At 71.5% G+C, this 23,294-nt stretch carries 26 protein-coding genes; 9 read left to right on the forward strand and 17 right to left on the reverse strand.

Going from position 1 to position 23,294, the window contains the following annotated elements; all coding sequences use genetic code 11:
- Positions 1-71: 71 nt before the first annotated feature.
- The gene (locus ABD205_RS12025) at positions 72-1,013 is read right to left on the reverse strand and encodes a thiamine-phosphate kinase (RefSeq protein ID WP_425572901.1); all 942 of its coding nucleotides are present in this window, start codon (positions 1,011-1,013) and stop codon (positions 72-74) included.
- Positions 1,014-1,140: 127 nt separating this feature from the next.
- Between ABD205_RS12025 and ABD205_RS12030 the strand changes: the two genes are divergently transcribed.
- From ABD205_RS12030 to ABD205_RS12040, 3 genes are read left to right on the forward strand one after another with little or no spacing between them, the layout of a single operon-like run.
- Positions 1,141-1,377, forward strand: a complete 237-nt coding sequence (locus ABD205_RS12030; protein ID WP_344045075.1) for an Lrp/AsnC family transcriptional regulator — start codon at positions 1,141-1,143, stop codon at positions 1,375-1,377.
- Between the two features lie 2 nt (positions 1,378-1,379).
- On the forward strand, positions 1,380-1,871 hold the full coding sequence (locus ABD205_RS12035) for a DUF3515 domain-containing protein (RefSeq protein ID WP_344045076.1): 492 nt from the start codon (positions 1,380-1,382) through the stop codon (positions 1,869-1,871).
- 26 nt (positions 1,872-1,897) lie between these two features.
- Positions 1,898-2,848 carry a D-alanine--D-alanine ligase family protein gene (locus ABD205_RS12040; RefSeq protein ID WP_344045077.1) on the forward strand — a complete coding sequence of 317 codons (951 nt, stop codon included), beginning with the start codon at positions 1,898-1,900 and terminating at the stop codon, positions 2,846-2,848.
- A 19-nt stretch (positions 2,849-2,867) separates the two neighbouring features.
- Here ABD205_RS12040 and ABD205_RS12045 read toward each other — a convergent pair whose 3' ends face one another.
- Together ABD205_RS12045 and ABD205_RS12050 are read right to left on the reverse strand one after the other, a co-directional pair.
- Positions 2,868-3,947, reverse strand: coding sequence for a D-alanine--D-alanine ligase family protein (locus ABD205_RS12045; protein ID WP_344045078.1), 1,080 nt, complete (start codon positions 3,945-3,947; stop codon positions 2,868-2,870).
- A gap of 11 nt (positions 3,948-3,958) precedes the next feature.
- The gene (locus ABD205_RS12050) at positions 3,959-5,329 is read right to left on the reverse strand and encodes a UDP-N-acetylmuramoyl-tripeptide--D-alanyl-D-alanine ligase (protein ID WP_344045079.1); all 1,371 of its coding nucleotides are present in this window, start codon (positions 5,327-5,329) and stop codon (positions 3,959-3,961) included.
- Positions 5,330-5,392: 63 nt separating this feature from the next.
- Here ABD205_RS12050 and ABD205_RS12055 point away from each other — a divergent pair, with 63 nt between their 5' ends.
- A complete protein-coding gene (locus ABD205_RS12055; protein ID WP_344045080.1) occupies positions 5,393-6,478 on the forward strand; it encodes a trans-sulfuration enzyme family protein in 1,086 nt (361 codons plus the stop codon).
- Positions 6,479-6,588: 110 nt separating this feature from the next.
- Here the strand turns inward: ABD205_RS12055 and ABD205_RS12060 are convergent, their stop codons facing one another.
- Both ABD205_RS12060 and ABD205_RS12065 read right to left on the reverse strand, forming a co-directional pair.
- Entirely contained in the window at positions 6,589-7,593 is a 1,005-nt protein-coding gene (locus tag ABD205_RS12060) for an NAD(P)H-dependent glycerol-3-phosphate dehydrogenase (RefSeq protein WP_344045081.1), read from the reverse strand.
- The gene (locus ABD205_RS12065; protein WP_344045082.1) at positions 7,590-8,348 is read right to left on the reverse strand and encodes a lysophospholipid acyltransferase family protein; all 759 of its coding nucleotides are present in this window, start codon (positions 8,346-8,348) and stop codon (positions 7,590-7,592) included. Before ABD205_RS12065 ends, ABD205_RS12060 begins: the two co-directional genes overlap by 4 nt.
- Positions 8,349-8,414: 66 nt before the next feature.
- Between ABD205_RS12065 and cofC the strand changes: the two genes are divergently transcribed.
- The gene (cofC, locus tag ABD205_RS12070; protein ID WP_344045083.1) at positions 8,415-9,041 is read left to right on the forward strand and encodes a 2-phospho-L-lactate guanylyltransferase; all 627 of its coding nucleotides are present in this window, start codon (positions 8,415-8,417) and stop codon (positions 9,039-9,041) included.
- Between the two features lie 16 nt (positions 9,042-9,057).
- Here cofC and ABD205_RS22630 read toward each other — a convergent pair whose 3' ends face one another.
- The 3 genes from ABD205_RS22630 to leuC form a co-directional block, all read right to left on the reverse strand.
- Positions 9,058-9,741 carry an HU family DNA-binding protein gene (locus ABD205_RS22630; protein ID WP_425572904.1) on the reverse strand — a complete coding sequence of 228 codons (684 nt, stop codon included), beginning with the start codon at positions 9,739-9,741 and terminating at the stop codon, positions 9,058-9,060.
- A 190-nt stretch (positions 9,742-9,931) separates the two neighbouring features.
- Complete coding sequence (gene leuD / locus ABD205_RS12080; RefSeq protein WP_344045084.1) at positions 9,932-10,537, reverse strand: 3-isopropylmalate dehydratase small subunit; 606 nt, start codon at positions 10,535-10,537, stop codon at positions 9,932-9,934.
- A 64-nt stretch (positions 10,538-10,601) separates the two neighbouring features.
- Positions 10,602-12,020, reverse strand: coding sequence for a 3-isopropylmalate dehydratase large subunit (leuC, locus tag ABD205_RS12085; protein WP_344045085.1), 1,419 nt, complete (start codon positions 12,018-12,020; stop codon positions 10,602-10,604).
- A 98-nt stretch (positions 12,021-12,118) separates the two neighbouring features.
- On the opposite strand from leuC, the gene ABD205_RS12090 reads away from it, so the two are divergent.
- Positions 12,119-12,838 carry an IclR family transcriptional regulator gene (locus ABD205_RS12090; RefSeq protein ID WP_344045086.1) on the forward strand — a complete coding sequence of 240 codons (720 nt, stop codon included), beginning with the start codon at positions 12,119-12,121 and terminating at the stop codon, positions 12,836-12,838.
- A gap of 184 nt (positions 12,839-13,022) precedes the next feature.
- On the opposite strand, the gene ABD205_RS12095 is transcribed toward ABD205_RS12090, so the two are convergent.
- Genes ABD205_RS12095 through ABD205_RS12105 form a run of 3 tightly spaced genes read right to left on the reverse strand, consistent with a single transcriptional unit; the run spans position 13,023 to position 15,607 of the window.
- Positions 13,023-13,562 carry an NUDIX domain-containing protein gene (locus tag ABD205_RS12095; protein WP_344045087.1) on the reverse strand — a complete coding sequence of 180 codons (540 nt, stop codon included), beginning with the start codon at positions 13,560-13,562 and terminating at the stop codon, positions 13,023-13,025.
- Positions 13,563-13,595: 33 nt separating this feature from the next.
- Positions 13,596-14,090 (reverse strand): methylated-DNA--[protein]-cysteine S-methyltransferase, encoded by a 495-nt coding sequence (locus tag ABD205_RS12100; RefSeq protein WP_344045088.1) that lies wholly within the window; start codon positions 14,088-14,090, stop codon positions 13,596-13,598.
- Positions 14,090-15,607, reverse strand: coding sequence for an AlkA N-terminal domain-containing protein (locus ABD205_RS12105; RefSeq protein ID WP_344045089.1), 1,518 nt, complete (start codon positions 15,605-15,607; stop codon positions 14,090-14,092). The genes ABD205_RS12100 and ABD205_RS12105 overlap by 1 nt, the downstream gene beginning before the upstream one ends.
- Positions 15,608-15,721: 114 nt before the next feature.
- Here ABD205_RS12105 and ABD205_RS12110 point away from each other — a divergent pair, with 114 nt between their 5' ends.
- From ABD205_RS12110 to ABD205_RS12120, 3 genes are all read left to right on the forward strand, one after another.
- Positions 15,722-16,900, forward strand: coding sequence for an LCP family protein (locus tag ABD205_RS12110; RefSeq protein WP_344045090.1), 1,179 nt, complete (start codon positions 15,722-15,724; stop codon positions 16,898-16,900).
- Positions 16,901-16,984: 84 nt separating this feature from the next.
- The gene (locus ABD205_RS12115; RefSeq protein WP_344045091.1) at positions 16,985-17,377 is read left to right on the forward strand and encodes a hypothetical protein; all 393 of its coding nucleotides are present in this window, start codon (positions 16,985-16,987) and stop codon (positions 17,375-17,377) included.
- Positions 17,378-17,423: 46 nt separating this feature from the next.
- Positions 17,424-17,789, forward strand: coding sequence for a hypothetical protein (locus tag ABD205_RS12120; RefSeq protein WP_344045092.1), 366 nt, complete (start codon positions 17,424-17,426; stop codon positions 17,787-17,789).
- An 86-nt stretch (positions 17,790-17,875) separates the two neighbouring features.
- Here the strand turns inward: ABD205_RS12120 and ABD205_RS12125 are convergent, their stop codons facing one another.
- From ABD205_RS12125 to ABD205_RS12150, 6 genes are all read right to left on the reverse strand, one after another.
- Positions 17,876-18,400 (reverse strand): SRPBCC domain-containing protein, encoded by a 525-nt coding sequence (locus ABD205_RS12125; RefSeq protein ID WP_344045093.1) that lies wholly within the window; start codon positions 18,398-18,400, stop codon positions 17,876-17,878.
- Positions 18,397-18,714, reverse strand: a complete 318-nt coding sequence (locus ABD205_RS12130; protein ID WP_344045094.1) for an ArsR/SmtB family transcription factor — start codon at positions 18,712-18,714, stop codon at positions 18,397-18,399. The genes ABD205_RS12125 and ABD205_RS12130 overlap by 4 nt, the downstream gene beginning before the upstream one ends.
- A 132-nt stretch (positions 18,715-18,846) precedes the next feature.
- The gene (locus ABD205_RS12135) at positions 18,847-19,413 is read right to left on the reverse strand and encodes a dihydrofolate reductase family protein (RefSeq protein ID WP_344045095.1); all 567 of its coding nucleotides are present in this window, start codon (positions 19,411-19,413) and stop codon (positions 18,847-18,849) included.
- A gap of 63 nt (positions 19,414-19,476) precedes the next feature.
- Positions 19,477-20,310, reverse strand: a complete 834-nt coding sequence (locus ABD205_RS12140) for an arylamine N-acetyltransferase family protein (protein WP_344045096.1) — start codon at positions 20,308-20,310, stop codon at positions 19,477-19,479.
- A gap of 64 nt (positions 20,311-20,374) precedes the next feature.
- Positions 20,375-22,057, reverse strand: coding sequence for an ABC1 kinase family protein (locus ABD205_RS12145; protein ID WP_344045097.1), 1,683 nt, complete (start codon positions 22,055-22,057; stop codon positions 20,375-20,377).
- A 317-nt stretch (positions 22,058-22,374) separates the two neighbouring features.
- Positions 22,375-23,100: a phosphatase PAP2 family protein gene (locus ABD205_RS12150; protein WP_344045098.1), complete on the reverse strand. Its 726-nt coding sequence runs from the start codon at positions 23,098-23,100 to the stop codon at positions 22,375-22,377.
- Between the last annotated feature and the right edge of the window lie 194 nt (positions 23,101-23,294).

Raw genomic sequence — 23,294 nt, forward strand, 5'->3', positions numbered from 1 at the left:
CTCGGCCCCTGTGAGCTGCGAGGTTGCGCCGACTCGGCCCCTGTGCGCTGCGAGGTTGCGCCGACTCGGCGTCAGAAGTGGGTCCAGCCGGTCGGGCCGTCGTAGGCCTCACCGTCGACGGTGACGCCCTCCCCCTCGGACACGCGACCGATCACCCGCCAGCCGTCGGGCAGCGACGCGTCTCCCGGGAACGTCGCGAGGAGCGCGTGGTCGTCGCCCCCGGTGAGCACGAACGAGGCCGGGTCGGCGTTGATCGCGGCGGCGACGGCCAGGAACGGCTCGGGGATCTCCAACGACGACGAGGTGACGTCGACGGCGACCCCGGAAGCGGCGGCCAGGTGCCCGGCCTCGGCGAGCAGGCCGTCGGAGACGTCCACCATGGCGGTCGCTCCGGCGGCGGCCGCGGCCGGACCGGCGTCGTACGGCGGCTCCGGGCGCTGGTAGGCCGTCACCACCGCACGCGGCGAGCGGAAGCCGCGGCCGAGCACGGCGAGCCCGGCCGCAGCCCAGCCCTGACGGCCCGCAAGAGCGAGTACGTCGCCCGGTCGGGCGCCAGACCGCAGCACCGGCGCCTGGGTGAGCGACCCGAGGACCGTCACCGACACGACGATCTCGCTCGACCGGGTCACGTCGCCGCCGACCACGCTGGCGCCCAGCAGCGAGCACTCCTCGGCGAACCCCTCGGCGAACTCGAGCGCCCACCGCACGGGGAGATCGGCCGGAGCGGCGAGGCCGACCGTCAGCGAGTGGGCACGCCCACCCATCGCGTTGATGTCGGAGAGGTTCTGTGCGGCGGCACGGTGTCCGACGTCGGCGGCGGAGGCCCAGTTGCGCCGGAAGTGCCGTCCCTCGACCAGCAGGTCGGTGGAGACCACGACGTGGCCGTTGCGGATCCGGAGCAGCGCCGCGTCGTCACCCGGACCGACGAGCACCTGCTCGCCCTGGGGGAAGCGCTTCGTCAGCTCCGCGATCAGTCCGAACTCACCGATGTCCGCCAGGGTCTGCTCAGCCACGTCCACCATCCCAACACGTCACCGTCGTCGAGGCCGTGTGGGACACGGGTATCGACAGGACTGGCCGTCACGATAGGTTGATCGGCGGACTTAACAGCCCAGTAGCCCCAGCAGTAGGGAGAGCAACATGGTCGTCCAGGCCTACATCCTGATCCAGACCGACGTCGGCAAGGCCGCTGACGTCGCCACCCAGATCGCGCAGATCAAGGGAGTCACGCTGGCCGAGGACGTCACGGGTCCCTACGACGTGATCGTGCGCGCCGAGGCACGCAACGTCGACGAGCTCGGCAAGCTCGTCGTCGCGAAGGTTCAGACCCTCGACGGCATCACCCGCACCTTGACCTGCCCGGTCGTCCACATCTGAGCGTGCGCGACCTGCTGCGCCCCGTGCCGCCCGCGGCACGGGGCGCTGCACTTTCCGGGCTCCTGCTGCTGGCCGCGTGCGGCGGTCCGGTCGAGCTGGCCTCCCCGCCCGCGACGGACCGGGACGACTGCGCCGCGCTCGCCGCGAAGCTGCCCCACCGGCTCGCCGACCTGCCACCGGCGGCCTTCACGCCCAAGGACGCGTACGGCGGCGCCTGGGGCGATCCGCCGATGACGCTGACCTGCGGGGTCGGCGTACCTCCCGGCTTCGGTCCGGCGTCCAGCTGCATCACCGCGAACGGCGTCGACTGGTTCGCCTCCGACAAGGAGACCAACGACAACAGCGCCGACATCACGCTGACCACCGTGACGCTGAAGCCGCGTGTGGCCCTCCACGTCCCGGCGCAGTACCGCGGCGGGACGCTCTCCGCAGCGCTGGCCGACCTGGCCGCGCCACTCAAGGGCACCCTCACCGTGGGCACGCGCTGTCAGTGACCGCCAGGTGTGGAACGCTAGGCGACATGAGTGACTTCGACGGGCCGATCGCCGTCATCGCCGGCGGGCTGAGCCACGAGCGTGACGTCTCGTTGGCCAGCGGTCGCCACATGGTCCGCGAGCTGCGAGCGGTCGGCGTCGAGGTGTCGTCGTACGACTTCGACCGCAACCTGCTGCACCACCTCGAGCGCGACAAGGTGGTCGCCGCCGTGCCCGTCCTGCACGGACAGTTCGGCGAGGACGGCGAGATCCAGACCCTCCTCGAGCTGATCGGCCTGCCCTTCGTCGGCTCCTCATCGCGGGCCTGTCGCGTGGCCTTCGACAAGGGCACCGCGCGCGAGCTCCTGCGGCGTGCCGAGATCCCCGTCCCCGAGAGCGTCGGCCTCTCGGCCCAGACATTCCGCGACATCGGGGCGACCGCGCTGATGGAGCACGTGATGGAGCGCCTCGGCGAGCGCGTGGTCGTGAAGCCGACCCGGGGCGGCTCCGCTCTCGGCGTGACGGGCGTCGACGGGCTCGCCGAGCTGCCCTCGGCACTCGTCGGCACCTACGCCTACTACGACGAGGCGCTCATCGAGCTCTTCTACCCGGGCGCCAACGTGTCCGTCGTCGTGCGCGACACCGACGCCGGCGTGACACCCCTGGCGCCGATCGAGATCGACTTCGTCAAGGGTCACGAGTTCGACTTCTCGGCCCGCTACACCGCCGAGTTCGTCGGCCTCCGCACGCCGGACTTCGACCCGGCGGTCGTGGAGGAGCTGGGCCGGACCGCCGTACGTGCCCACGAGGTGCTCGGCCTGCGCGACGTCTCGCGCTCGGACTTCATCGTCTCCCCCGACGGCTCGTTCGTGGTCCTCGAGACCGCGATCACCCCGGGCACGACGGAGACGTCGGTCTTCCCCTTCGCCTGCACCGCATCCGGCACGACCCTCGGTGAGGTCACCCGGGATCTGCTCACCCGGGCGCTCGCCCGCTGATCCCTCGCCGAGTCGGCGTTCAGCGCAGCCCGGTCGGACGCTCCAGCGCGAGCTGGATGAGCTCGTCGACGAGGTCGGTGTAGGTGAGCCCGCTGGCCTCCCACATCTTGGCGTACATCGAGATCGGCGTGAACCCGGGCATCGTGTTGATCTCGTTGATCACGATCTCGCCGTCGGGCGTCACGAACGAGTCGACCCTCGACAGGCCCTCGGCGCCGATCGCCTCGAACGCACGGACGGCGATGTCGCGGATCCTCTCGGCGACGTCGTCGGGCAGGTCCGCCGGAGCGTTCGTGCGGGCCTGGGAGTCGGAGAGGTACTTCGCCTCGAAGTCGTAGAAGTCGGCCGAGTCGTGGTCGACGACGATCTCCCCGGGGACCGAGGCGCGCGGCGGGCCCCCGTTGCGGCCGCCGAGCACGGCGCACTCGATCTCGCGGCCGTCGACCCCCTGCTCCACGAGCACCTTGGGGTCGTGGAAGCGGGCCTCCTCGATCGCGTCGGCGAGCCCGGTCAGGTCGTCGACCCGGGTGACGCCGAGCGACGAGCCGGCGCGGGCGGGCTTCACGAAGACCGGGAACTTCAGCGCGGACTGCACCCGCTCGATCACCTCGGACTGGCTCTGCTCCCAGTCACGCGGCTTGACGACGACGTACGGCCCGACCGGCAGACCGTGGCCGGCGAAGACGAGCTTCATGTAGTGCTTGTCCATCCCGACGGCCGACGCGAGCACGCCGGCGCCGACGTATCGGACGCCCGCCAGCTCGAGCAGACCCTGGATGGTGCCGTCCTCGCCGTACGGCCCGTGCAGCAGCGGGAAGACGACGTCGATCTCGCCGGCCTCGCCGAGACTGGCGACCTCGCGGCCGGACTCGCGGGTGACCTCGGGCAGGTGGCCGGAGGTGAGCTCCCAGTGGGACGCGTCGCCCGAGGCGAGCACCCACTGGCCCTCGCGGGTGACGCCGATCGGGACGACGTCGTACTTGTCGGCGTCGATCGCCTTCATCACGCCGGCCGCGGTCGCGGCGGAGATCGCGTGCTCGCCCGAGCGGCCACCGAAGACGAGGGCCACGCGGACCTTGCGGGCAGGGGTGTCGGTCATAGCGTTCGACCTTACTGAAGGGTCGAGGCGACCTCGTCGAGGCGCGCCCCGCGGGACGCCTTGAAGAGAACCGCGTCACCCTCCGAGACGTGCTCGCGCACCCACGCCACCGCGGCCGCGTTGTCGGGGACCAGCGTGCTGCGCGCGCCGGCGCCGACGGCGATCCCGCGGGCGCCGTCACCGACCACCAGCACCTGGTCGATCCCGCGCTGGGCCGCGTAGGCGCCGACAGCCTCGTGCGCGGCAGCGCCGGAGTCCCCGAGCTCGAGCATCTCTCCGAGCACGGCGACCGTCCGGCGTACGTCCGGGGCGACGCCGATCGAGGCGAGTGCGTCCAGCGCGGCGCGCATCGACTCGGGGTTGGCGTTGTAGGAGTCGTTGAGCACGATGACGCCGTCGGCCAGCTCACGCAGCTCCATGCGCCACTGCGACAGGGTCGTGACGCTGGAGAGCGCCTCGCCGATCTCTGCGGGCGCGAGTCCGGCAGCGAGCGCGGCGGCGGCCGCCGCGGCGGCGTTGAGCGCCTGGTGCGCGCCGACGACCTGCAGCGTGACCGGCACCGACCCCTGCGGCGTCGCCAGCGTGAACGACGGGCGGCCGAGGCGGTCGAGGCGCAGCCCCTCGACGCGTACGTCGGCCTCCTCCCCCGTGCCGAACGTCACCACCGGTGCCGCCGTGAGACGTGCCATGCCCGCGACCCGCTCGTCGCCGGCGTTCAGGACCGCGGCTCCGGTGGGCGCGAGCGCCTCGACGAGCTCACCCTTGGCCTCGGCGATCGCCTCCTGCGAGCCGAACTCCCCCAGGTGCGCCTGCCCGACGTTGAGGACGACGGCGATGTCCGGCGGGACCAGCCTGGTCAGCTCGGCGATGTGGCCCTTGCCGCGCGCACCGAGCTCGAGCACCAGGAAGCGGGTGTCCGGCTCGACGCGCAGCGCCGTGAGCGGCATCCCGAGCTCGTTGTTGAACGATCCCCTCGTCGCGACGGTCGGCGCGGCGTGTCCGAGCACGGCGCCGAGCAGGTCCTTCGTGGACGTCTTGCCCTGGGAGCCCGTCAGCCCGACGACGGTGAGCCCGCCGGTGCGGCGCACCTCGGCGACGACGTACGCCGCCAGCTGCTGCAGCGCGTGCCTGGTGTCGTCGACCACCACCGTCGGCAGCTCCGTCGGGCGACTGCCGAGCACGGCGACCGCGCCCGACTCGCCCGCCTGCGCGGCATGGTCGTGACCGTCGACGCGCTCTCCCACGAACGCGACGAACAGGCTCCCCGGGCCCGCCTCGCGGCCGTCCAGCACCACGGGCCCGGTCACGGTGACGGGACCGGCCTGCCCGACGACCTCACCACCGACGACGTCGGCGATCTGCGCCAGCGTCATGGCGATCATGCGGTCCCTCCACGGACGATCCCGGGCATCTGACTCATGGCTCCTGACCCTAGTGTGTGTCCCATGGCCGACCACCCGAAGCCCGCCACGCTCCGCCCGTCCACCGTGACGGTCCACGCCGGACGGCCGCCGCACGAGCCGGACCAGCCGCTCAACGTGCCGATCACGATGGCATCGACGTACGTCGGTGGCGGCGACAAGGAGTACGGCCGCTACACCAACGACGCCTGGGTGGCGTTCGAGGACACCCTCGGGGCCCTCGAGGGGGGCAAGGCACTCGCGTTCGCCAGTGGCCAGGCGGCGACCGGCGCGCTGCTCGACCTCGTCGGGCATGACAGCGTCGTCGTGGCCGGTCAGTCCTACCTGGGCACCATCGGCCAGCTCGCCGACCGGGAGTCGCGCGGCCGCGTGAAGACGCGCCTCGTCGACGTCACGGACACCGACGCCGTGGTCAAGGCGCTCGACGAGGACACTGCGCTGCTCTGGCTGGAGTCGCCCACCAACCCCGGCATGGAGGTCGCGGACCTGCCGGCCCTCATCGCGGCGGCGCACGAGGTCGGCGCGCGCGTGGTCGTCGACAACACCTTCGCCACCCCGATCCTGCAGCGGCCGCTCGAGCTGGGCGCGGACATCGTGCTCCACTCGGCGACCAAGTACCTCGCCGGCCACTCCGACGTCATCATGGGCGCGGTCGTCGTCGGCGACCCGTCGCTGTGGGACGTCCTCAAGTCGCGCCGCGACCTGTACGGCGCCATCCCGGGTCCGTTCGAGGCGTGGCTGGCCCTGCGAGGGCTGCGCACCCTCGCGCTGCGGATCGAGCGGGCCTCGGCCAACGCTGCCGAGCTGGCTCGCCGGCTCGAGACACACCCCGTCGTCACCGACGTGCGCTACCCGGGGCTCGGTGCGGTCGTCTCGATCGTGCTCCCGACACCCGAGCAGGCCGACCTGCTCACCCACGGCACGCTTCTGTGGGTGCACGCCACCTCGCTGGGCGGGGTCGAGTCGACGTTCGAGCGACGCCGCCGCTGGAAGGGCGAGGGGCGCGAGGTGCCCGAGGGTCTGGTGCGGCTCTCCGTGGGGATCGAGGACGTCGAGGACCTCTGGGCGGACCTCGAGGCCGGCCTGGACCGCGCCGCGGCGGCCGGCTGAGCGGACCGACCCAGGGAAGAGTCGTCGTCACCCGGGGAAGAGCGGAACTTCCGGGGTGTCATGACGGCCCGGAAGTTCCGGAGTCCCCGGTTAACCGGGGACTCCGCCCCCTACTCGGTCTCGGCCTTCGTCGGCCGGCCGAGCACCTCGTCCATCATCTCGGCCGCGGTCATCCTGCCGGCGACCACGTCGTCGACGTACTGCGCCACCGGGGCGTCCACGTCGTGCCGAGCCGCGAGCTCACGCAGCGAGTGGCACGACTTCGCACCCTCGGCGACCTGCCGGGTGTGGGCGACGATGTCGCTGACCGTCATGCCCCGGCCGAGCTTCTCCCCGAACGTCCGGTTGCGCGAGAGCGGCGAGGAGCAGGTGGCGACCAGGTCGCCGAGGCCGGCGAGGCCCATCAGCGTCAGCGGGTTGGCGCCGAGCTTGACGGCCAGCCGCGCGGTCTCGGCCAGCCCGCGGGTGATCACGGACGCTGCCGTGTTGTCGCCGAAGCCGAGCCCGACGGCCATGCCGGAGGCGAGCGCGACGACGTTCTTGTAGGCGCCGCCGATCTCGCACCCGATCACGTCGGGTGAGGTGTAGGGCCGGAACGCCGGGCTGTGCACCCGCGCCTGCAGCATCTGCGCGACGCCCTCATCGGTGCACGCGACGACCCCGGCCGCCGGCTCGCGGCGCGCGATCTCGGGCGACAGGTTCGGGCCGCTGACCACGGCGATCCGCTCCGGGCCGGCGCCGGTCACCTCCGCGATGACCTGGCTCATCCGCTCGAGCGTGCCGAGCTCGACGCCCTTCATGAGCGAGACGAGGACGGCACGGTCGGGCAGGAACGGCGCCCACTCGACGAGGTTGTCCCGCAGCGTCTGCGACGGAGCCGCGAGCACGACGACGTCCGCCTCGTGCACGGCCTTCTCCACGTCGTGCGTGGCCTCGATGGCCGGCGGCAGCTGGATGCCGGGGTGATACTCCGGGTTCTCGTGCTGCTCGTTGATCGCCTGGGCGACCTCCTCGCGACGCGCCCAGATGGTCACGTCGTTGCCGGCGTCGGCGAGCACGATCGAGAACGCGGTGCCCCAGGATCCCGCGCCGAAGACGGCGACGCGGCCCGTCACTTCTTGGGCTTCTTGTTCGGGTTGCCGGTCGCGCTGACGCCGGCCTTGCGCGGGTCGAAGAGCTCGGCCGGGCGCTGCTCGCCGCGGACCTCGGCCACGAGGTCGACGATCGCGTCCATGATGCGGTGCGTCGCCTCGGCGACGACCTGGACCGTGTGCTCCTGCGGGATCAGGTCGGAGAGGTCGACGGGGTCGCCAACCTTCATCCGGACCGTCTTGCGCGGGAACGGGTGCGGCTTGGTCGAGTACGCCGGGAGCAGCTCCTGCGCGCCCCACTGCCCGACCGGGATGACCGGTGCACCGGTCTCGAGGGCGATCCGGGCGGCACCGGACTTGCCGACCATCGGCCAGCCGGCGGGGTCCTTGGTGATCGAGCCCTCGACGTACACGACCACGAGCTCACCGGCGTTGACGGCCTTGACCGCCTCGTCGAAGGCGCGCGCACCGGCCGTCGCGCGCTCCACCGGGATCTGGCCGGCCGCGCGCAGGAACCCCGCGAGCCACTTGTTCTTGAACAGCCCTGACTTGGCGAGGTAGCGCGACTGCCGCCCGTAGTCCCAGGTGATGTGGGCCGCCGTCATCGGATCGATGTGCGAGACATGGTTGAGCGCGAGGATGCAGCCGCCCGTCTCAGGGATCTTCTCGCCCCCGTCCCACTGCTGCTTGGTGGTGGCGAGGAGGACAGGCTTGACGATCGGGACCGCGATCCACCAGGCCCAACCACGCTTCTGCTTCAGGTTACGGAACTTGCCCACGAGGATGGAGGCTACCGGTCCCCCACCGCGTTCGAGGTGATGCGGCACCTGGGAAGATCGACGGCGATGCCCACGTACGTCGTCCTCCTCCCCGTGAAGCCGCCCGCCCGCGGCAAGTCGCGGCTCTCCAGCCTCCCCGACGCGGTACGCCGCCGGCTCGCCGAGGCCTTCGCCCTCGACACGGCCGCCGCCTGCCTGGCCGCCGAGACGGTCGGCGCGGTGCTGGCCGTGACCGACGACGCGGGCTTCTCGACCGAGCTGACCTCGATCGGGTGTGTCGCGATCCCGGACGGGGTCGTCGACGACCTCAACGGCACGCTCGTCCAGGCGGCTGCCGAGGCGAGCCGGCGCTGGCCTGGCCTCGTGCCGGTCGCGCTCACGGGCGACCTCCCGGCACTGCGCCCGGACGACCTCGACACGGCGCTCAGGTCGGTGCCGGCCGGCCGGCCGGCGTACGTCTCGGATGCCGACGGCGTCGGCACGACCCTCTACACCGCCGCCGTCGAGGACTTCGCGCCGCGCTTCGGCGACGGCTCCCGGGAGGCGCACGACCTGGCCGGTGCCTGGCCCGTGCCCGGCCCGCTGGCGACGCTGCGCCGCGACGTCGACGCGCTCGACGACCTGCGGGCCGCGGCGATGCTCGGGCTCGGCGCACGTACGGCGGCGGTCGTCGCGGAGCTCGACCTCTCCTGACGGCCGCCGGCCGTCGTCAGGCGTCCGGGGTAGCGCTCTTCTTCGCCGCCGACGTCGTGGCCGTCGTCTTCGTGGCGGTCGTCTTGGCAGAGCTCTTCTTGGCCGTGCTCTTCTTTGCCGTGCTCTTCTTGGAGGTCTGCGCAGCCGCGCCCGAGGAGGCCGTCACCTTTGCCGGCGCTGCCTTCGTGGTGGTCGCCTTCGCGGCGGTCGCCTTCTTCGCCGTGGCCTTCTTCGCCGTGGCCTTCTTGACGGGCGCCTTCTTCACGGGCGCCTTCTTGGCGGCTGTGGTCTTCGTGGCCGCTGACGTCTTCTTGGCCGTCGCTCCCTTGGCGGCGGCGACCTTGACCGGGGCAGAGGAGTCCGACGTGTCGGCCTCGACCTTCTTGCCTGGCAGGGTCGTCAGCGCGAGCTTGGGCAGCTTCTTGACGCCGGAGACCACGTTCTTGAGGTCGGCTCCGGCGTTGAACTTCGGGACGAAGGTCTTCCTCGTCCTGATCTCCTCGCCGGTCTGGGGGTTGCGGACCGTGCGCTCCGGCCGCAGCCTCTTCTCGAAGGAGCCGAAGCCGGTGATGGCGACCTTCTCACCCCGCGCGATCTCGCGGGTGATGGTGTCGAGCACGGACTCGAGCGCGTGGGCAGCGGCCTTCTTGTTGCCGTCGAACCGCGCCGCCAGCGCGTCGATGAGCTGAGACTTGTTCACGATCGACCTTCCTTACGACTCCGTACGACCCGGATGCCGGGCCCGTGCCCGGCGTACTACGTCGCACGCTAACGACGTCGACCCCCGGCCCGTCACCATGCGGCGCGTGTTCGTCGGGGAAATATCGGATGGGACGCGGAAGTGCCGGCCCCCGCGGACGGGGACCGGCACTCGCACCGGCGTGACGAGGTCAGAGCGTGGCGGGCTTCCACGACGGACGCGAAGACTCGTACGACGCGATGTCATCCTCGTGCGACAGCGTGATGCCGATGTCGTCGAAGCCCTCGAGCAGGCGCCAGCGGGTGTAGTCGTCGATGTCGAACGAGTCGTGGACCCCCTGCTCGCCGCCGGCGCCCGGCGTGCTGACGGTCTTCGACTCGAGGTCGACCGTGATCTCGCCCCCCGGGTTGTCGTCGAGGTAGTCCCACAGCCGCTGCACGACCTTCTCGTCGACGAGTGCCGTGACCAGGCCGGCCTTGCCGGAGTTGCCGCGGAAGATGTCGCCGAAGCGGCTCGAGATGACCGCCTTGAAGCCGTAGTTCTGGAGCGCCCAGACGGCGTGCTCGCGCGACGACCCGGTGCCGAAGTCGGGACCTGCGACGAGGACGCTGCCGGCGCTGTAGATCGGGTTGTTGAGCACGAAGCCCGGGTCGTTGCGCCAGGCGGCGAAGAGCCCGTCCTCGAAGCCCGAGCGGGTCACCCGCTTGAGGTAGACGGCCGGGATGATCTGGTCGGTGTCGACGTTGCTGCGCTTCAGCGGGACGCCGACGCCGGTGTGCGAGGTGAACTTGTCCATCGTGTGCTCTTTCGTTGGTCGAGTAGCTGCCGAGCGCCAGCGAGGCTGCGTATCGGGACCGGGATCAGGCGTCGGCGCCGACGGGCTCGAGGTCGGCGGGCGAGGAGAGGGTGCCGCGCACGGCTGTCGCAGCGGCCACGAGCGGCGACACGAGGTGCGTCCGGCCGCCCTTGCCCTGCCTGCCCTCGAAGTTGCGGTTCGAGGTCGAGGCCGAGCGCTCGCCCGGCTCGAGGGTGTCCGGGTTCATGCCGAGACACATGGAGCAGCCTGCCCCGCGCCACTCGGCCCCAGCCTCCTTGAAGATCACGTCGAGGCCCTCGTCCTGTGCCTGCAGGCGCACCTTGACCGAACCGGGCACGACGAGCAGTCGCGTGTCGGCGGCGACCTGGCGGCCCTGGATCACGGCGGCGGCCGCGCGCAGGTCCTCGATGCGGCCGTTGGTGCAGGAGCCGATGAAGACCGTGTCGACCTTGATGTCGCGCAGCGGCGTGCCGGCCTCGAGACCCATGTAGGTCAGCGCCTTCTCGGCCGCGACGCGGTCCTGCGGGTCCGCGAAGTCCTCGGGGTTCGGCACCGCGGCGCCCAGCGGTGCGCCCTGGCCCGGGTTGGTGCCCCAGGTGACGAACGGCGTGACCTCGCTCGCGTCGAGGACGATCTCCTCGTCGAAGACCGCGTCCTCGTCGGTGACCAGCGTCTTCCAGTGAGCGACGGCGGCGTCCCAGTCGGCGCCGCGCGGCGCCTCAGGACGGCCCTCGATGTAGTCGAACGTGGTCTGGTCGGGCGCGATGAGGCCGGCCTTGGCTCCCCACTCGATCGACATGTTGCAGATCGTCATGCGGGCCTCCATGGAGAGGTCGCGGATCGCCTGGCCGCGGTACTCCACGATGTAGCCCTGGCCGCCGCCGGTCCCCGTCTTCGCAATCAGCGCGAGGATCAGGTCCTTGGCGGTGACGCCGTCCTCCAGCGAGCCGTTCACGGTGACGGCCATGGTCTTCGGCTTCGCCTGCGGCAGCGTCTGGGTGGCGAGCACGTGCTCGACCTCGGAGGTGCCGATGCCGAAGGCGATCGCACCGAACGCTCCGTGCGTGCTGGTGTGGGAGTCACCGCACACGATGGTCATGCCGGGCTGGGTCAGGCCGAGCTGCGGGCCGACGACGTGGACGATGCCCTGGTTCTCGTCACCGAGCGGGTGAAGACGTACGCCGAACTCGGCGGCGTTCTTCCGCAGCGTCTCGACCTGCGTGCGGCTGACCGGGTCGGCGATCGGCTTGTCCCAGTCGATGGTCGGGACGTTGTGGTCCTCGGTGGCCAGCGTCAGGTCGGGCCGGCGTACCGCTCGTCCGGCGAGGCGCAGGCCGTCGAACGCCTGCGGACTGGTGACCTCGTGGATGAGGTGGAGGTCGATGTAGAGAAGGTCCGGCTCGCCCGGGGTCGACCGGACGACGTGCTCGTCCCACACCTTCTCCGACAGGGTCCTGCCCATGACGATCTCCTCCACTCCACGGTCGTCGTGACCGTCCTCTAGCGTGCTCCTCGGAGCCTACGCTTGCATCCCACTGAGTGAGATATTAGTCTTGCCATATGGACAACGGCAGTGGTGTGGGAGTTCTCGACAAGGCGGCTCTGGTGCTGACCGCGCTCGAATCCGGACCGGCGACGCTCGCCGGCCTCGTCTCCGCAACGGGCCTGGCCAGGCCGACCGCGCACCGCCTCGCGGTCGCCCTCGAGCACCACCGGCTCGTCGCTCGCGACATGCAGGGCCGGTTCGTGCTCGGCCCGCGGCTCGCCGAGCTCTCCGCCGCAGCGGGCGAGGACCGCCTGCTCGCCACCGCCGGCCCCGTCCTGGCGCGGCTCCGCGACATCACGGGCGAGTCCGCACAGCTGTGGCGGCGCCAGGGCGAGTCCCGCGTCTGCGTCGCGGCCGCCGAACGCCCCTCCGGCCTGCGCGACACGATCCCGGTCGGATCGCAGCTCACCATGCGGGCCGGATCCGCCGCGCAGGTGCTGCTCGCCTGGGAGGACCCCGAGCGGATGCACCGCGGCCTGCAGAACGCGGCCTTCTCCGCCGCCGCCCTGTCCGGCATCCGGCGACGCGGCTGGTCCCAGTCGGTCGGCGAGCGCGAGGCCGGCGTCGCCTCGGTCTCGGCCCCGGTCCGCTCCCCCGGCGGCAAGGTCATCGCCGCGGTTTCCGTGTCCGGCCCGCTGGAGCGGCTCTCGCGCCAGCCCGGCCGGATGCACGCCCCGGCCGTCCTCGCCGCGGCCGAACGGCTCTCGGAGTCACTGCGCCGCGCGGCCGAATAGCCCGAGAGGTCAATCCGTCCGGCGCGAGACGTCAATCCCTACGGTCCGAGCCGTCAATCGGTCGTGCACCGTATGAGTCGATTGACGTCTCGGGCCGTAGGGATTGACGTCTCGGGCCGTTGGGATTGACGTCTCGGGCCGGAGGGATTGACGACTCGGGCCGTAGGGATTGACGTCTCGGCGGTCAGACCAGGCGCCCGAGCGCGACGGCCGCACACATCAGTGCAGCCAGCGTCTCACCGTCGTTGATCTCGCCGCGGCCGATCATCGCCATCAGCTCCGGCCAGGCGATCACCTCGATGCCGGCGATGCCCTCCTCAACCATCTCCTCGCCACCGGCGCGGGTGAGGCCGCGCGCGAGGAAGACGTGGCCCGGCGCGTTGCTCACCCCGTTGAGCGAGAAGACGTCACCGAGCGGCTGCCAGTCGTCGGCGACGTAACCGGTCTCCTCCCGCAGCTCCCGCTGCGCGGCGACGAGCGGGTCCTCGCCGTCGGTGCCGCCCGCCGGCACCTCCAGGAGCTCGCGCCCCAGGGCGTAGCGGTCGATCCGCACCAGGACGACCTCGCCGGCGCCGGTGACGGGCACGACGAAGACGGCCGGGTGGCGGACCTCGACCACTCCGTAGATCCCGTCGACGCCGTCGGGCCGCGTGACGTCGTCCTCGCGGACGCGGATCCAGCGGTTCTCGTAGACGGTGCGGGAGGCTCGGGTCTGCCAGGGCATGCGGCCCAGGCTAGAGCCCGGGCCGCACGAGCCTCAGAAGAGCGAGTCCGTCTCGAGGTCGAGGAGCAGCTGCTTGCGCTCCAGACCGCCGGCGTAGCCGGTGAGGTTGCCGTTCGCGCCGATGACCCGGTGGCACGGGATGACGATCGGGATCGGGTTGCGGCCGTTGGCCAGGCCGACGGCGCGCGAGGCCGCGTTGGTCATGCCGAGCCGGTGCGCGATCTCGCCGTACGACGCCGTCTTGCCGAAGCCGACGACCAGGAGCTCCGCCCACACCCGGCGCTGGAACGGTGTCCCGTCCGGCGAGAGCGGGAGGTCGAACTCGGTCAGCGTGCCGTCGAAGTAGGCGCGGAGCTGGCGGGCGCACTCGACGAGCAGCGGATCGTCGTCGTCGCGGTCGCCGAGCGGCCGGCCCGGCGCGGCACGGTTCGTGCCGTCCCGGAACGGCGAGAACTCGATGGCCGTGATGGCGCCGTCGTGCTCGACGAGCCGTAGGTCGCCGACGGGCGAGTCGATCACTGTCCACATCAGGGGGTCTCCTCCAGGTCGAGGTCGAGGCTGTGCCACAGGTGCATGAGGGCGTAGGAGCGCCACGGGCGCCACGCGTCGGGATCGGGGGTGTCGGCCGGCAGGCGACCGGGCGGGTGACCGGGCGGGTGACCCAGCGCTGCGAGCGCACGGCGTACGCCGATGTCGGTCGGCAGGAACACGTCGGGGTCGCCGAGCGCCCGCATGGCGATGTAGTCGGCCGTCCACGAGCCGATGCCGGGCAGCGCCAGCAGGCGGGCACGTACGTCGCCACGGTCGGTGCCGCGGTCGAGGGCGATCTCACCGTCGGCCAGCGCCGCGGCCAGTCCGGCGATCGCCCGGCCGCGGGAGCGCGGCATCGGGAGGGTCTCGGGGTCGACGCCGGCCAGCGTCGCGGCCCGCGGGAAGAGGTGGGTCAGGCCATCGACGCCGGTCTCGACGGGTGTCCCGTGCGCGAGGACCAGGCGCCCGAGGACCGTGCAGGCGCCCGCGACGCTGACCTGTTGGCCGACGACCGTCCGGACCGCGAGCTCGTCGCCGTCGACATGGCCGGCGACCCGCAGGCCGGGGGTGCGACGGACGAGCCGTCCGAGGACGGGGTCGGCGCCCAGCTGCTCACCCACCGCCACCGGGTCGCAGTCGGCGTCGAGCAGGCGACGGGCCCGCTCGACCGCCGCGCCGGTGTCGCGCAGATCGGCGAGGCGGAACGTGGCGTGCACGAACGCGGTCTCCCCCGCGTCGAGCGCATCGGTGAGGTCGAGCCTGACCGAGCCGGGGCCGTGCGGGAGGTCGAGCGTGCGGGCGTACCAGCCCTCGCCGGCGGTCTCCACGCCCGCCACTGCGTGCGCCGCCAGGAATGCGTGCAGCGCCCGCCCGGCGAACGGGGTGCGCACCGCCAGCCGCATCGCGACGGTGCCTGTGCCGACGCCGGCGCCGCTGCCGGGGCGGCGGTCGGCGCCACGCCGGCCGCGCAGGTCGCTCGGCGCCGCGGCGTACACCTCACGCACCGTGTCGTTGAACTGCCGCACGCTGGCGAACCCGGCCGCGAACGCGACGTCGGCGAGCCCGAGCGTCGTGGTCTCGATCAGCACGCGCGCCGTCTGCGCTCGGCGAGCCCGGGCGAGCGCGAGCGGTCCGGCACCGAGCTCGGCGGTCAGCAGGCGGCTCAGGTGGCGTGTCGTGTAGCCGACCCGGCGGGCCAGACCGTCGACGCCCTCCCGGTCGACGACACCGTCGGCGATCAGGCGCATCGCCCGGCCGGCCACCGTGCCGGCCACGTCCCACTCGGGGCTGCCGGGCGTGGCGTCGGGCAGGCAGCGCTTGCAGGCCCGGAAGCCGGCGGCCTGGGCGCTCGCCGCGCTCGGGTGGAACGTGACGTTGCCGAACGCCGGCGTCCGCGCCGGGCACGACGGCCGGCAGTAGATGCCGGTCGTGCGGACGGCCGTGTAGAACGTGCCGTCGAAGCGCCTGTCGCGGCTCTGGACGGCCCGGTAGCACACGTTCGGATCGAGGGACATGTCCTCATCCTCTCCCACGCCACCGACATCATCTAGCGGGATTCGGACACGGTGGCCGGTGACTCGTCGGGCGAACTTCCACCGAGAGTCGCGCGTTGCTGTCAGGATCCGCACATGCCCCCGACCACGGAAGCGCGCGACCGACGCACCGTGCTGATCGTCATCCTGAGCACGCTGCTGGTCCTGGCGGTCGTCACGGCGGGCTCGGTCATGCTCCTCTACCGCCACCTCGACGGCCGACTGGCGGCGGGCGCCGCGATCAAGCACTCGATCAAGAAGTCGCACCAGCCCAGGGCCGCGCTCAACCTGCTGCTCCTCGGCGTCGACACGCGGGCCTGCCAGGGCTGCGGCATCGACACCGAGAAGGGCGCCGACGGCTCTGACACGACGATCCTGCTCCATGTCGCGGCCGACCGCCGGTCGGCGTACGGCATCTCGATCCCGCGCGACGCCCTCGTCGACCGCCCGGCCTGCACCTCCACGAGCGGCAAGCGGACGGCCGCCGCGACCGAGTCGATCTGGAACGCGGCGTTCACCGTCGGCGGGGCGGCGTGCACGGCGCAGCAGCTCGAGAAGCTCACCGGGATCTACGTCGACCACTACCTGACGATCAACTTCGCCGGGTTCATGAAGATGGTGGACGCCGTCCACGGCGTCGACGTCTGCATCCCCGAGGCGATCAACGACGACGCCCACCACATCCACTTCGACGCCGGGCAGCAGGAGCTCACCGGGCGCAAGGCGCTCGACTACGTGCGCGAGCGCTACTCCACGGCCAACTCCGACATCGGCCGGATGAAGCGGCAGCAGGCGTTCCTGGCCTCGCTCATCAACAAGGTGTTCTCCGCCGGCACGCTGACGAAGCCGACCCGGCTCTACGGGTTCGCGGACGCGCTCACGGGCTCGATCACGACCGACCCGGACATCGCGAGCCTGGGCGAGCTCGTCAAGCTCGCCCGGCAGCTGCGACACGCCGACCTCCAGCACGTCCAGTTCGTCACGGTGCCGAACGTCGCCTACGCCAGGGACAGCCCGCACTGGGGCCGGGTGCGCATCCTGCCGAGCGCGAAGCGCCTGTGGAAGCAGGTCGCCGCCGACCGCCCGCTCGGCCGGGGCTTCAGCGGCGACGCGATCTCCGCAGCCGCGCCGCCCAACGCGAGCCGTGCGCCGGGCGGGACCGGCACGCCGAGCAGCTCACCGAGCAGCTCACCGAGCGACTCACCGAGCAGCTCACCCACCTCGACACCGACCCGATCCGCGGCTGACGCAGCGGCCAACGGGCTCTGCGCGTAGCCGACGACGACCTCATCGGCTGGCCGCGATCGCGACAGCGCATCGCACCGTGCACGGCGGCGCGGCACGGTCTACCGTCTGAGCATGCGACCGCCGGCTCCGTGGCACTACGCCCTGTGGCTGCTCGTCGGCGCGCTCGGGGGCCTCGGAGTCCTCTCGCTGCTCACGATCGGCCCGATCCTTCTCCTGGCCGCGGGGGCCGTCACGGTGCTCTGCGTCGTCCTCCGGCTGCTGAACCGGTCTGTCACAGCGGTCCCCGCCGGGGTGGCAGTCCCGGTGCTCTACCTCGCGTGGCTCAACCGCGGAGGCCCGGGCGACGTGTGCGACGCGAACGTCTGCACCGAGGAGTGGAGTCCGTGGCCGATCGTCGCGGTCGCTGCTGTCCTGCTCGGCATCGGGGCCGTCCTGTGGTGGACGTATCCGCGGGTCGTCGTCGCGCTGTTCCCGGGTGCGGCGACGCGTCCCCCGGGGGCGTGACCGTGAGGTTCCACGGCCTCGTCCGCCCCTCCCTGGGCGGACACTCATGACAGCCCTCTACGTCGGGGCCATTGCCGTGGTGCTCGCGCTCTGGCCCGCTCACGCGGGGTGGTCGTGGGCGCGGCCCGGCCGGCGGGACCCGTTCGGGGTGCTGCTGCTCGCCGGGCTCCCGATGGCCGCCGTCATTGCGTTCGTCGCCTTCGCCACCGTCCACCCCGATCCACTGAGCCAGCACGACCCGCTGCCGCGTGGGGATCACGGCGACCTCCGCCTCAGCCTGGTGTTCCTCGTCCTCGAGCTCGCCATGCTCTGGCTCGTCGTGTGCGCACTCGAAGTCGTCCTCGTGCCGATCCGTTCGGTGCGGCGTCGCGCGGTGAGCGCTCGGCCCGGACCGACGTCGGACGGGATCTGACTGGGCGTGTTCCTGCGGCGTGCCGCGTGCCGCAGTTCAGACTGCAGATCGAGTGGTTGCTGATCGTCGCGACGACCGATCCACCATCAACCGATCTCCATCTGCTGGTACGTGGGCGCGAGCTCGTCCCAGCGTTGCTTCCAACCGGGCGCCCCGGCATCGGAGCTCCAGCCCTCCGGATGGACCGGGCCGTCGACCTCCAGCGACCGACCGAGATCCTCGAGGTGGACCCGCCAACCGGAGGCGTGGAACGGGAGACGCATCATCGGCAGGCCGCGCTCCTCCACCACCAGCCGGGTCTTGGCGCCCTCCTCGGTCAGCCATGCCTCGATCTCCCCCTCGTCGTCCGTGCCCGGCTCCGTCGTCAGCAGCAGGTGGTGGGGCGCATCGCACACGTCGACGCGCACCGGACCGGTCCAGCTGCTCGTGAAGACGACCCGGATCGTGCCGCCGACCCGCATGTCGCCGTCGACCCGGGCGATCCAGCGGGCCAGGCGCTCGGGCGTCGTGCACGCCTGCCAGAGGTCGCCGATGTCCGTGTCGTAGAGGTCTTCGACCCGGACTGCTCCGCGGGTCTCGTCGAGTGCGCGCATCGTCGCGATCGTGGTCATCGTCGTGCCTTCTTTCCTCGTGCGATCTCGGTGTGGAGCGCGTCGAGCCGGCCCTCCCAGAGCCGGCGGTACTCCCCCAGCCACTCGTCGACCTCGACGAGCGCCTGCGGGCGGAGTGTGTAGATCCGGCGCTGCGCGTCCGGGCGTACGTCGACCAGCCCGGCTTCCCGCAGCACGCGCAGATGCCGGGAGACGCCCGGGCGAGCGATCGGAAGAGCCTCGGCCAGCTCTCCTGCCGTCGCCGGGTGGTCGCGGAGAATCTCGAGAACTGTCCGTCGGCTCTCGTCTGCCAACGCATGCAACACGGCGTCCATCGCCCTAATGTAACTATGCGGGTACGTAACCACAAGGTTACATTTCACGTCATGGAGCCACGCTCCCTGGCGGACGGTCACGGCGACCAACAGGCGCCGAGCTACCGGATCTCCCGCGTTCCGGGGCGACCGTCAAGCGGAGTGTCGGACCGCGTGACGGGTGTGGATCACGCCGTTGTCGAATCGTCCGTGGTCCAGCAGCTCGAGGTCGAGCCGTACGCCTCGAGGCAGCGCCGGCTTTCCGCCACCGACGACGACCGGGCACAGCAGCAGCACGCACTCGTCGACCAGGCCGTGCCGGAAGGCCTCGGCCGCGATACCCGCGCCTCCGATGCTGAGGTCCGATCCGGAGGTCTCCTTGAGCCGTCGCACCGCCTCGGGCTCGAACTGCCGCTCGATCCTCGTGCGTGCGGTCGACACGTCGGCGAGTGAGGTGGAGTAGACGACCTTGTCCGCTTCTCGCCAGATCCCGGCGTACTCGCGGACCACCGGGGGCTCGTCCGTCAACCAGTCGTCGTCCTCCCAGACGCGCATCGTCTCGTACATGCGTCGCCCGTAGAGCGACGTGCCGATGTGCCGCTCGTGCTCGTTCCAGAACGCGTGCACGTCCTCGTCCGGCACGGACCAGTCGAACGAACCCGTCTCGTCCTCGAGGAAGCCGTCGAGGGAGACGTTGGCCGCGTAGATCAACTTACCCATGGAGCCCTCCGCTCAGACGCCGGCAACAGCGTGCGACGTCACGTGGGCACAGTCAACAGCACGTTACGGTGAGGTGAGGGTGCGAACCTTCTCGAGGAGCCGGGCGCGCTCGTCGGGGAGCAGCCCGGCGTCGAGCACCGACAGCCACTCCCCCAGCTCGCCCGCGTGCAAGGGCCGGTGCTCCGTCGGAGCGCCGGGCGTGCGGACGGTGAGCGACTCGTGGGTCACGGTGACATGGCGACCGGGCAGGTGCTTGGCCAGGATCAACCCGGTCGTGAAGTGTGACGCGGGATAGGTGCTGGTGAAGTGGTGTCCGATCACGACGTCGACCGGCGTCACCTCGAGCTCGTCGGTCGTGTGGGCGACCTCCCAGCCTTGATCGCGCCGTCGATCCAGGGCCCAGTGACCGGCGTCGGTCCGGCGCAGCCGGTAGCGCCACCCCGGCAGGTAGTCGTCCTCGGCCCCGTCGGTCATCGGAACGGGTCGCAGCAAGCTCATCCCGAAGCCGGGGTCGCAGAGCAGCCGCTGACCGTCGAGCACGACCTCGACCACCATGTGCGTGCGTCCCTGCTGGGCGCCGGCGTCGGGGTCGCCGACCCGACCCAGGTGCCTGCGGACCTGGTAGCCCAGACGCTCCAGCGAGGCCGCGAAGATCGTGCTGTGCTCGAAGCAGTAGCCGCCCCGGCCACGGCCCACGAACTTCTCCTGGACGGCATCGAGCGCTACGCCGGGATGCTGACCGAGCAGGACGTCGATGTTGTCGAACGTGAACGTGCGCACGTGCGCCTCGTGCAGCTCGGCGAGCGCTGAGCGGCCCGGCTCCTTCGCCGGTACGCCGAGCCGCGCCAGATAGGCATCGAGGTCGAGCCGGTCGATCTGCCAGGCGCTGGTCGACATGGGCGTCAGTCAAGCATCACCGACGACCTGCTCGCCACGGTCGGCGCCACCACGATCCTCGCGCTCAGATGCGGGGGACGTCCTTCTGCGCACGTCTCTCGGTGCGGGCGACCTTGCGGTCGGTGACGACGATCCAGGCGGCGAGGGCTCCGCCCCCGACGATGGCGAGGGTGAACAGGACGATGGCCATGGCGGGGTAGCCCAGGAGCCGGTTGTCGGTCGGCACCTGCATCAGCAGGGACGCCCCCAGGATGGCCGCCGCGATGACCACGCCGAGCGTGAGCCGGTTGGCCAGTCGCTGGAGGACGGTGTGCAGCCGCTCCTCGTCCACAGCGTCGACACGCAGCCGCAGCTGCCCGTCGGCCAGGGTGTCGAGGATCCGGTTGGCCCGACTCGGGAGCTGCGAGGTGAACTCCTTGGCGTCCAGCGCAGCGGTGACCAGGTCGCCGGGCGACGTGCGCAAGCCGCCTCGCAGGATGTGACTGAGCCGGTCGCGGATCGCCTCCGCGGCAACGAAGTCGGGGTCGAGGTGGAGGGTGCTCTGGTCGAGGTTCAGCAGCGCCTTGCCGACCATCGCCATCTCAGGCGGCGGGCGCAGCCCGTGGGCGCCCGAGGTCCGGCTGAGCTCGACCAGCACACGCCCGGCCTGCAGGTCGGCGCCCTCCGAGACCGCGTCGGAGACCAGGTGCGTGACGTCGTCCCGGAACGCATGGGCGTCGTACTGCTCGAGCGGCTGGCCCAGGTCGGCCAGCACTCGCGCCGCCTGCTCGCCGTTGTCGTCGCCGATCGCCACCAGCAGACGCACGAGCTTGTCCTGGATGCGGCGCGGAACGATGCTCACCATGCCCAGGTCGATGATCGCGAGCCGACCGTCCGGGGTGATCAGCAGGTTGCCGGGGTGCGGATCGGCATGGAGGAAGCCGTGGTCGAGGATCGAGCTCAGGTAGGCCGAGAAGAGCTGGTCGACGATGGCCCCGGCGTCGAGGTCGAGCAGTCCCAGCGGTCCGACGTCGGTGACCTTGCGCCCGTCGATGTAGTCCATGGTGAGGACGCGGCCGGTGGTCAGGTCGAGGACGGGCTGCGGCACCACCAACAGGTCGTAGGGGTCGGTCAGCTCGGCGAAGCGCATCAGGTTGCGGGCCTCGCGCCGGTAGTCCAGCTCCAGCCGCAACGACCGTTCGAACTCGTGCAGCAGGCGGGCGAAGCCGTAGGTCCGTCCGAGGTCGCTGCCCTTGTCCGCCACGGCCGCGATCCGGGCCAGGACGGCGAGATCAGCCTGGACGTCCTCCCGCACCCCCGGCCGCTGGACCTTCACCACGACCTCACGCCCGTTGCGCAGCGTCGCCCGGTGCACCTGTCCGAGTGAGGCCGCAGCCAGCGGCTCGGGGTCGAAGTCCCGGAACACGTGGCGTACGTCGGCCCCGAGCTCGTCGGCGACGGTCTGACGGACGACCTCGACATCGAACGGCTTCACCTCGTCCTGGAGCCGGCTCAGAGCGGTCGTGTACGACGTCGGGAGGAAGTCGAAGCGGGTCGACAGGAGCTGACCCAGCTTGATGTAGGTCGGACCCATCGCCTCCAGGTCCGCGGCGAACTGCTCCGCCGCGTCGGTGGCCGGCTCGGATACGTCCTCGGGCGGCGCGTACCCGTCCAGGTCCGCACCGGAGACCAGGTCCGAGCGACCGTGACGGAGCAACAGCCGTGCGATCGCCGCGTAGCGCCGGGCACTGGAATCGTGAAGGGCCATGTCCGAGACCGTGCCCGAAACACCGTCGACCCATGTCCTCCGGCGGAGACGATCACCTCACACGCCGCCAGGTCAGACCGCGGCGGACGACTCTCCGACACGACGTGGATGGAGGGCAGCATCGGCCCGCGTCGTACGTCAGTCGGCATGCGAGGTCTGGTCTGTCCCGACGCGGCCCACCAGCACGTGCTAGCGAGGGTCCGGCAAGTCGATGGGGAGACCGCCGATCACAGGATCGATCTCGATCTCGATCTCGTCGAGGGAGAAGACCCGGGGTTCCATGGCCCGATCCTGGTACCGCCGGGCGTACGGCGCCCTCAGGCGGGCTCGGCGAGTGCGCTGGCCGCCGTACGCCGGGCCACCAGCCCGACCGCCAACGCCGCTGCCGCTCCGAGCGTCGTCCCGACCGCCACGTCGAACACGTAGTGGTTCCCGGTGGCGACGACGATGGTCGCGGTCAGGGCGACGTGGACACCCATGAGTGTGCGCAGCCACCAGCGGCGGGTCATGGCGACGACGGTGAGTGCGGCCCAGGTCGCCCAGGCCAGGTGGAGTGACGGCACGGCGCCGTACTGGTCCGCCGTGATCGCGCCGTGGTTGCTCCCGAAGCCGGCCTGTGCGACGAGGTCGACGAACCCGGAGTCGGGCAGCAGCCGCGGCGGAGCGACCGGGTAGAACGCGTAGATCACGAGCCCGACGACGTTCGTCAGGACCAGGGCGTTGCGTGCGGGTCGGTACACCGCCGGACGGCGGAGGTAGCAGATCGCGAGGATGCTCAGGGCGATCGTCTCGTGCATGAACTGGTAGTAGTCGGCCGCGAGGTCCCGGAGCACGGGCTGCCCGGCGAGCCAGGTGTTGACACCCTCTTCGACGCGCAGGTGCAACGTCGTCTCGAGCCGCAGGATCTCCTGGCCGTGCGCGACGGCCAGCGAGACGTCGACGGGGGCCAAGGAGCGCAGCCGGTCGTAGATGACCACGAGCGCCGCGACGATGAGGAGCTCACCGATGAGCGGCGGCCTGCGTCGGCCCCGTGACCATTGCATGCTCCGATTCTGGCACCTCGGTCGTCGCGGGCCGCGGCCGCGGACATCAGCGCGCAGCCACAACGCCGGGCTGCGAGGGCATCGGCGCAGCCGCGCCGACGGTCTGACGTGGCCGAGCCGGGGGTGCCGCAGGGTCGCGAAGACGCTCTCGGCCATGGCGTTGTCTTGGCCGAACCGGTCTCTTCCGCTCCGCT

It is taken from the genome of Nocardioides panacihumi, from assembly GCF_039530925.1.
In the GTDB taxonomy this organism is placed as follows: Bacteria; Actinomycetota; Actinomycetes; order Propionibacteriales; family Nocardioidaceae; genus Nocardioides; species Nocardioides panacihumi.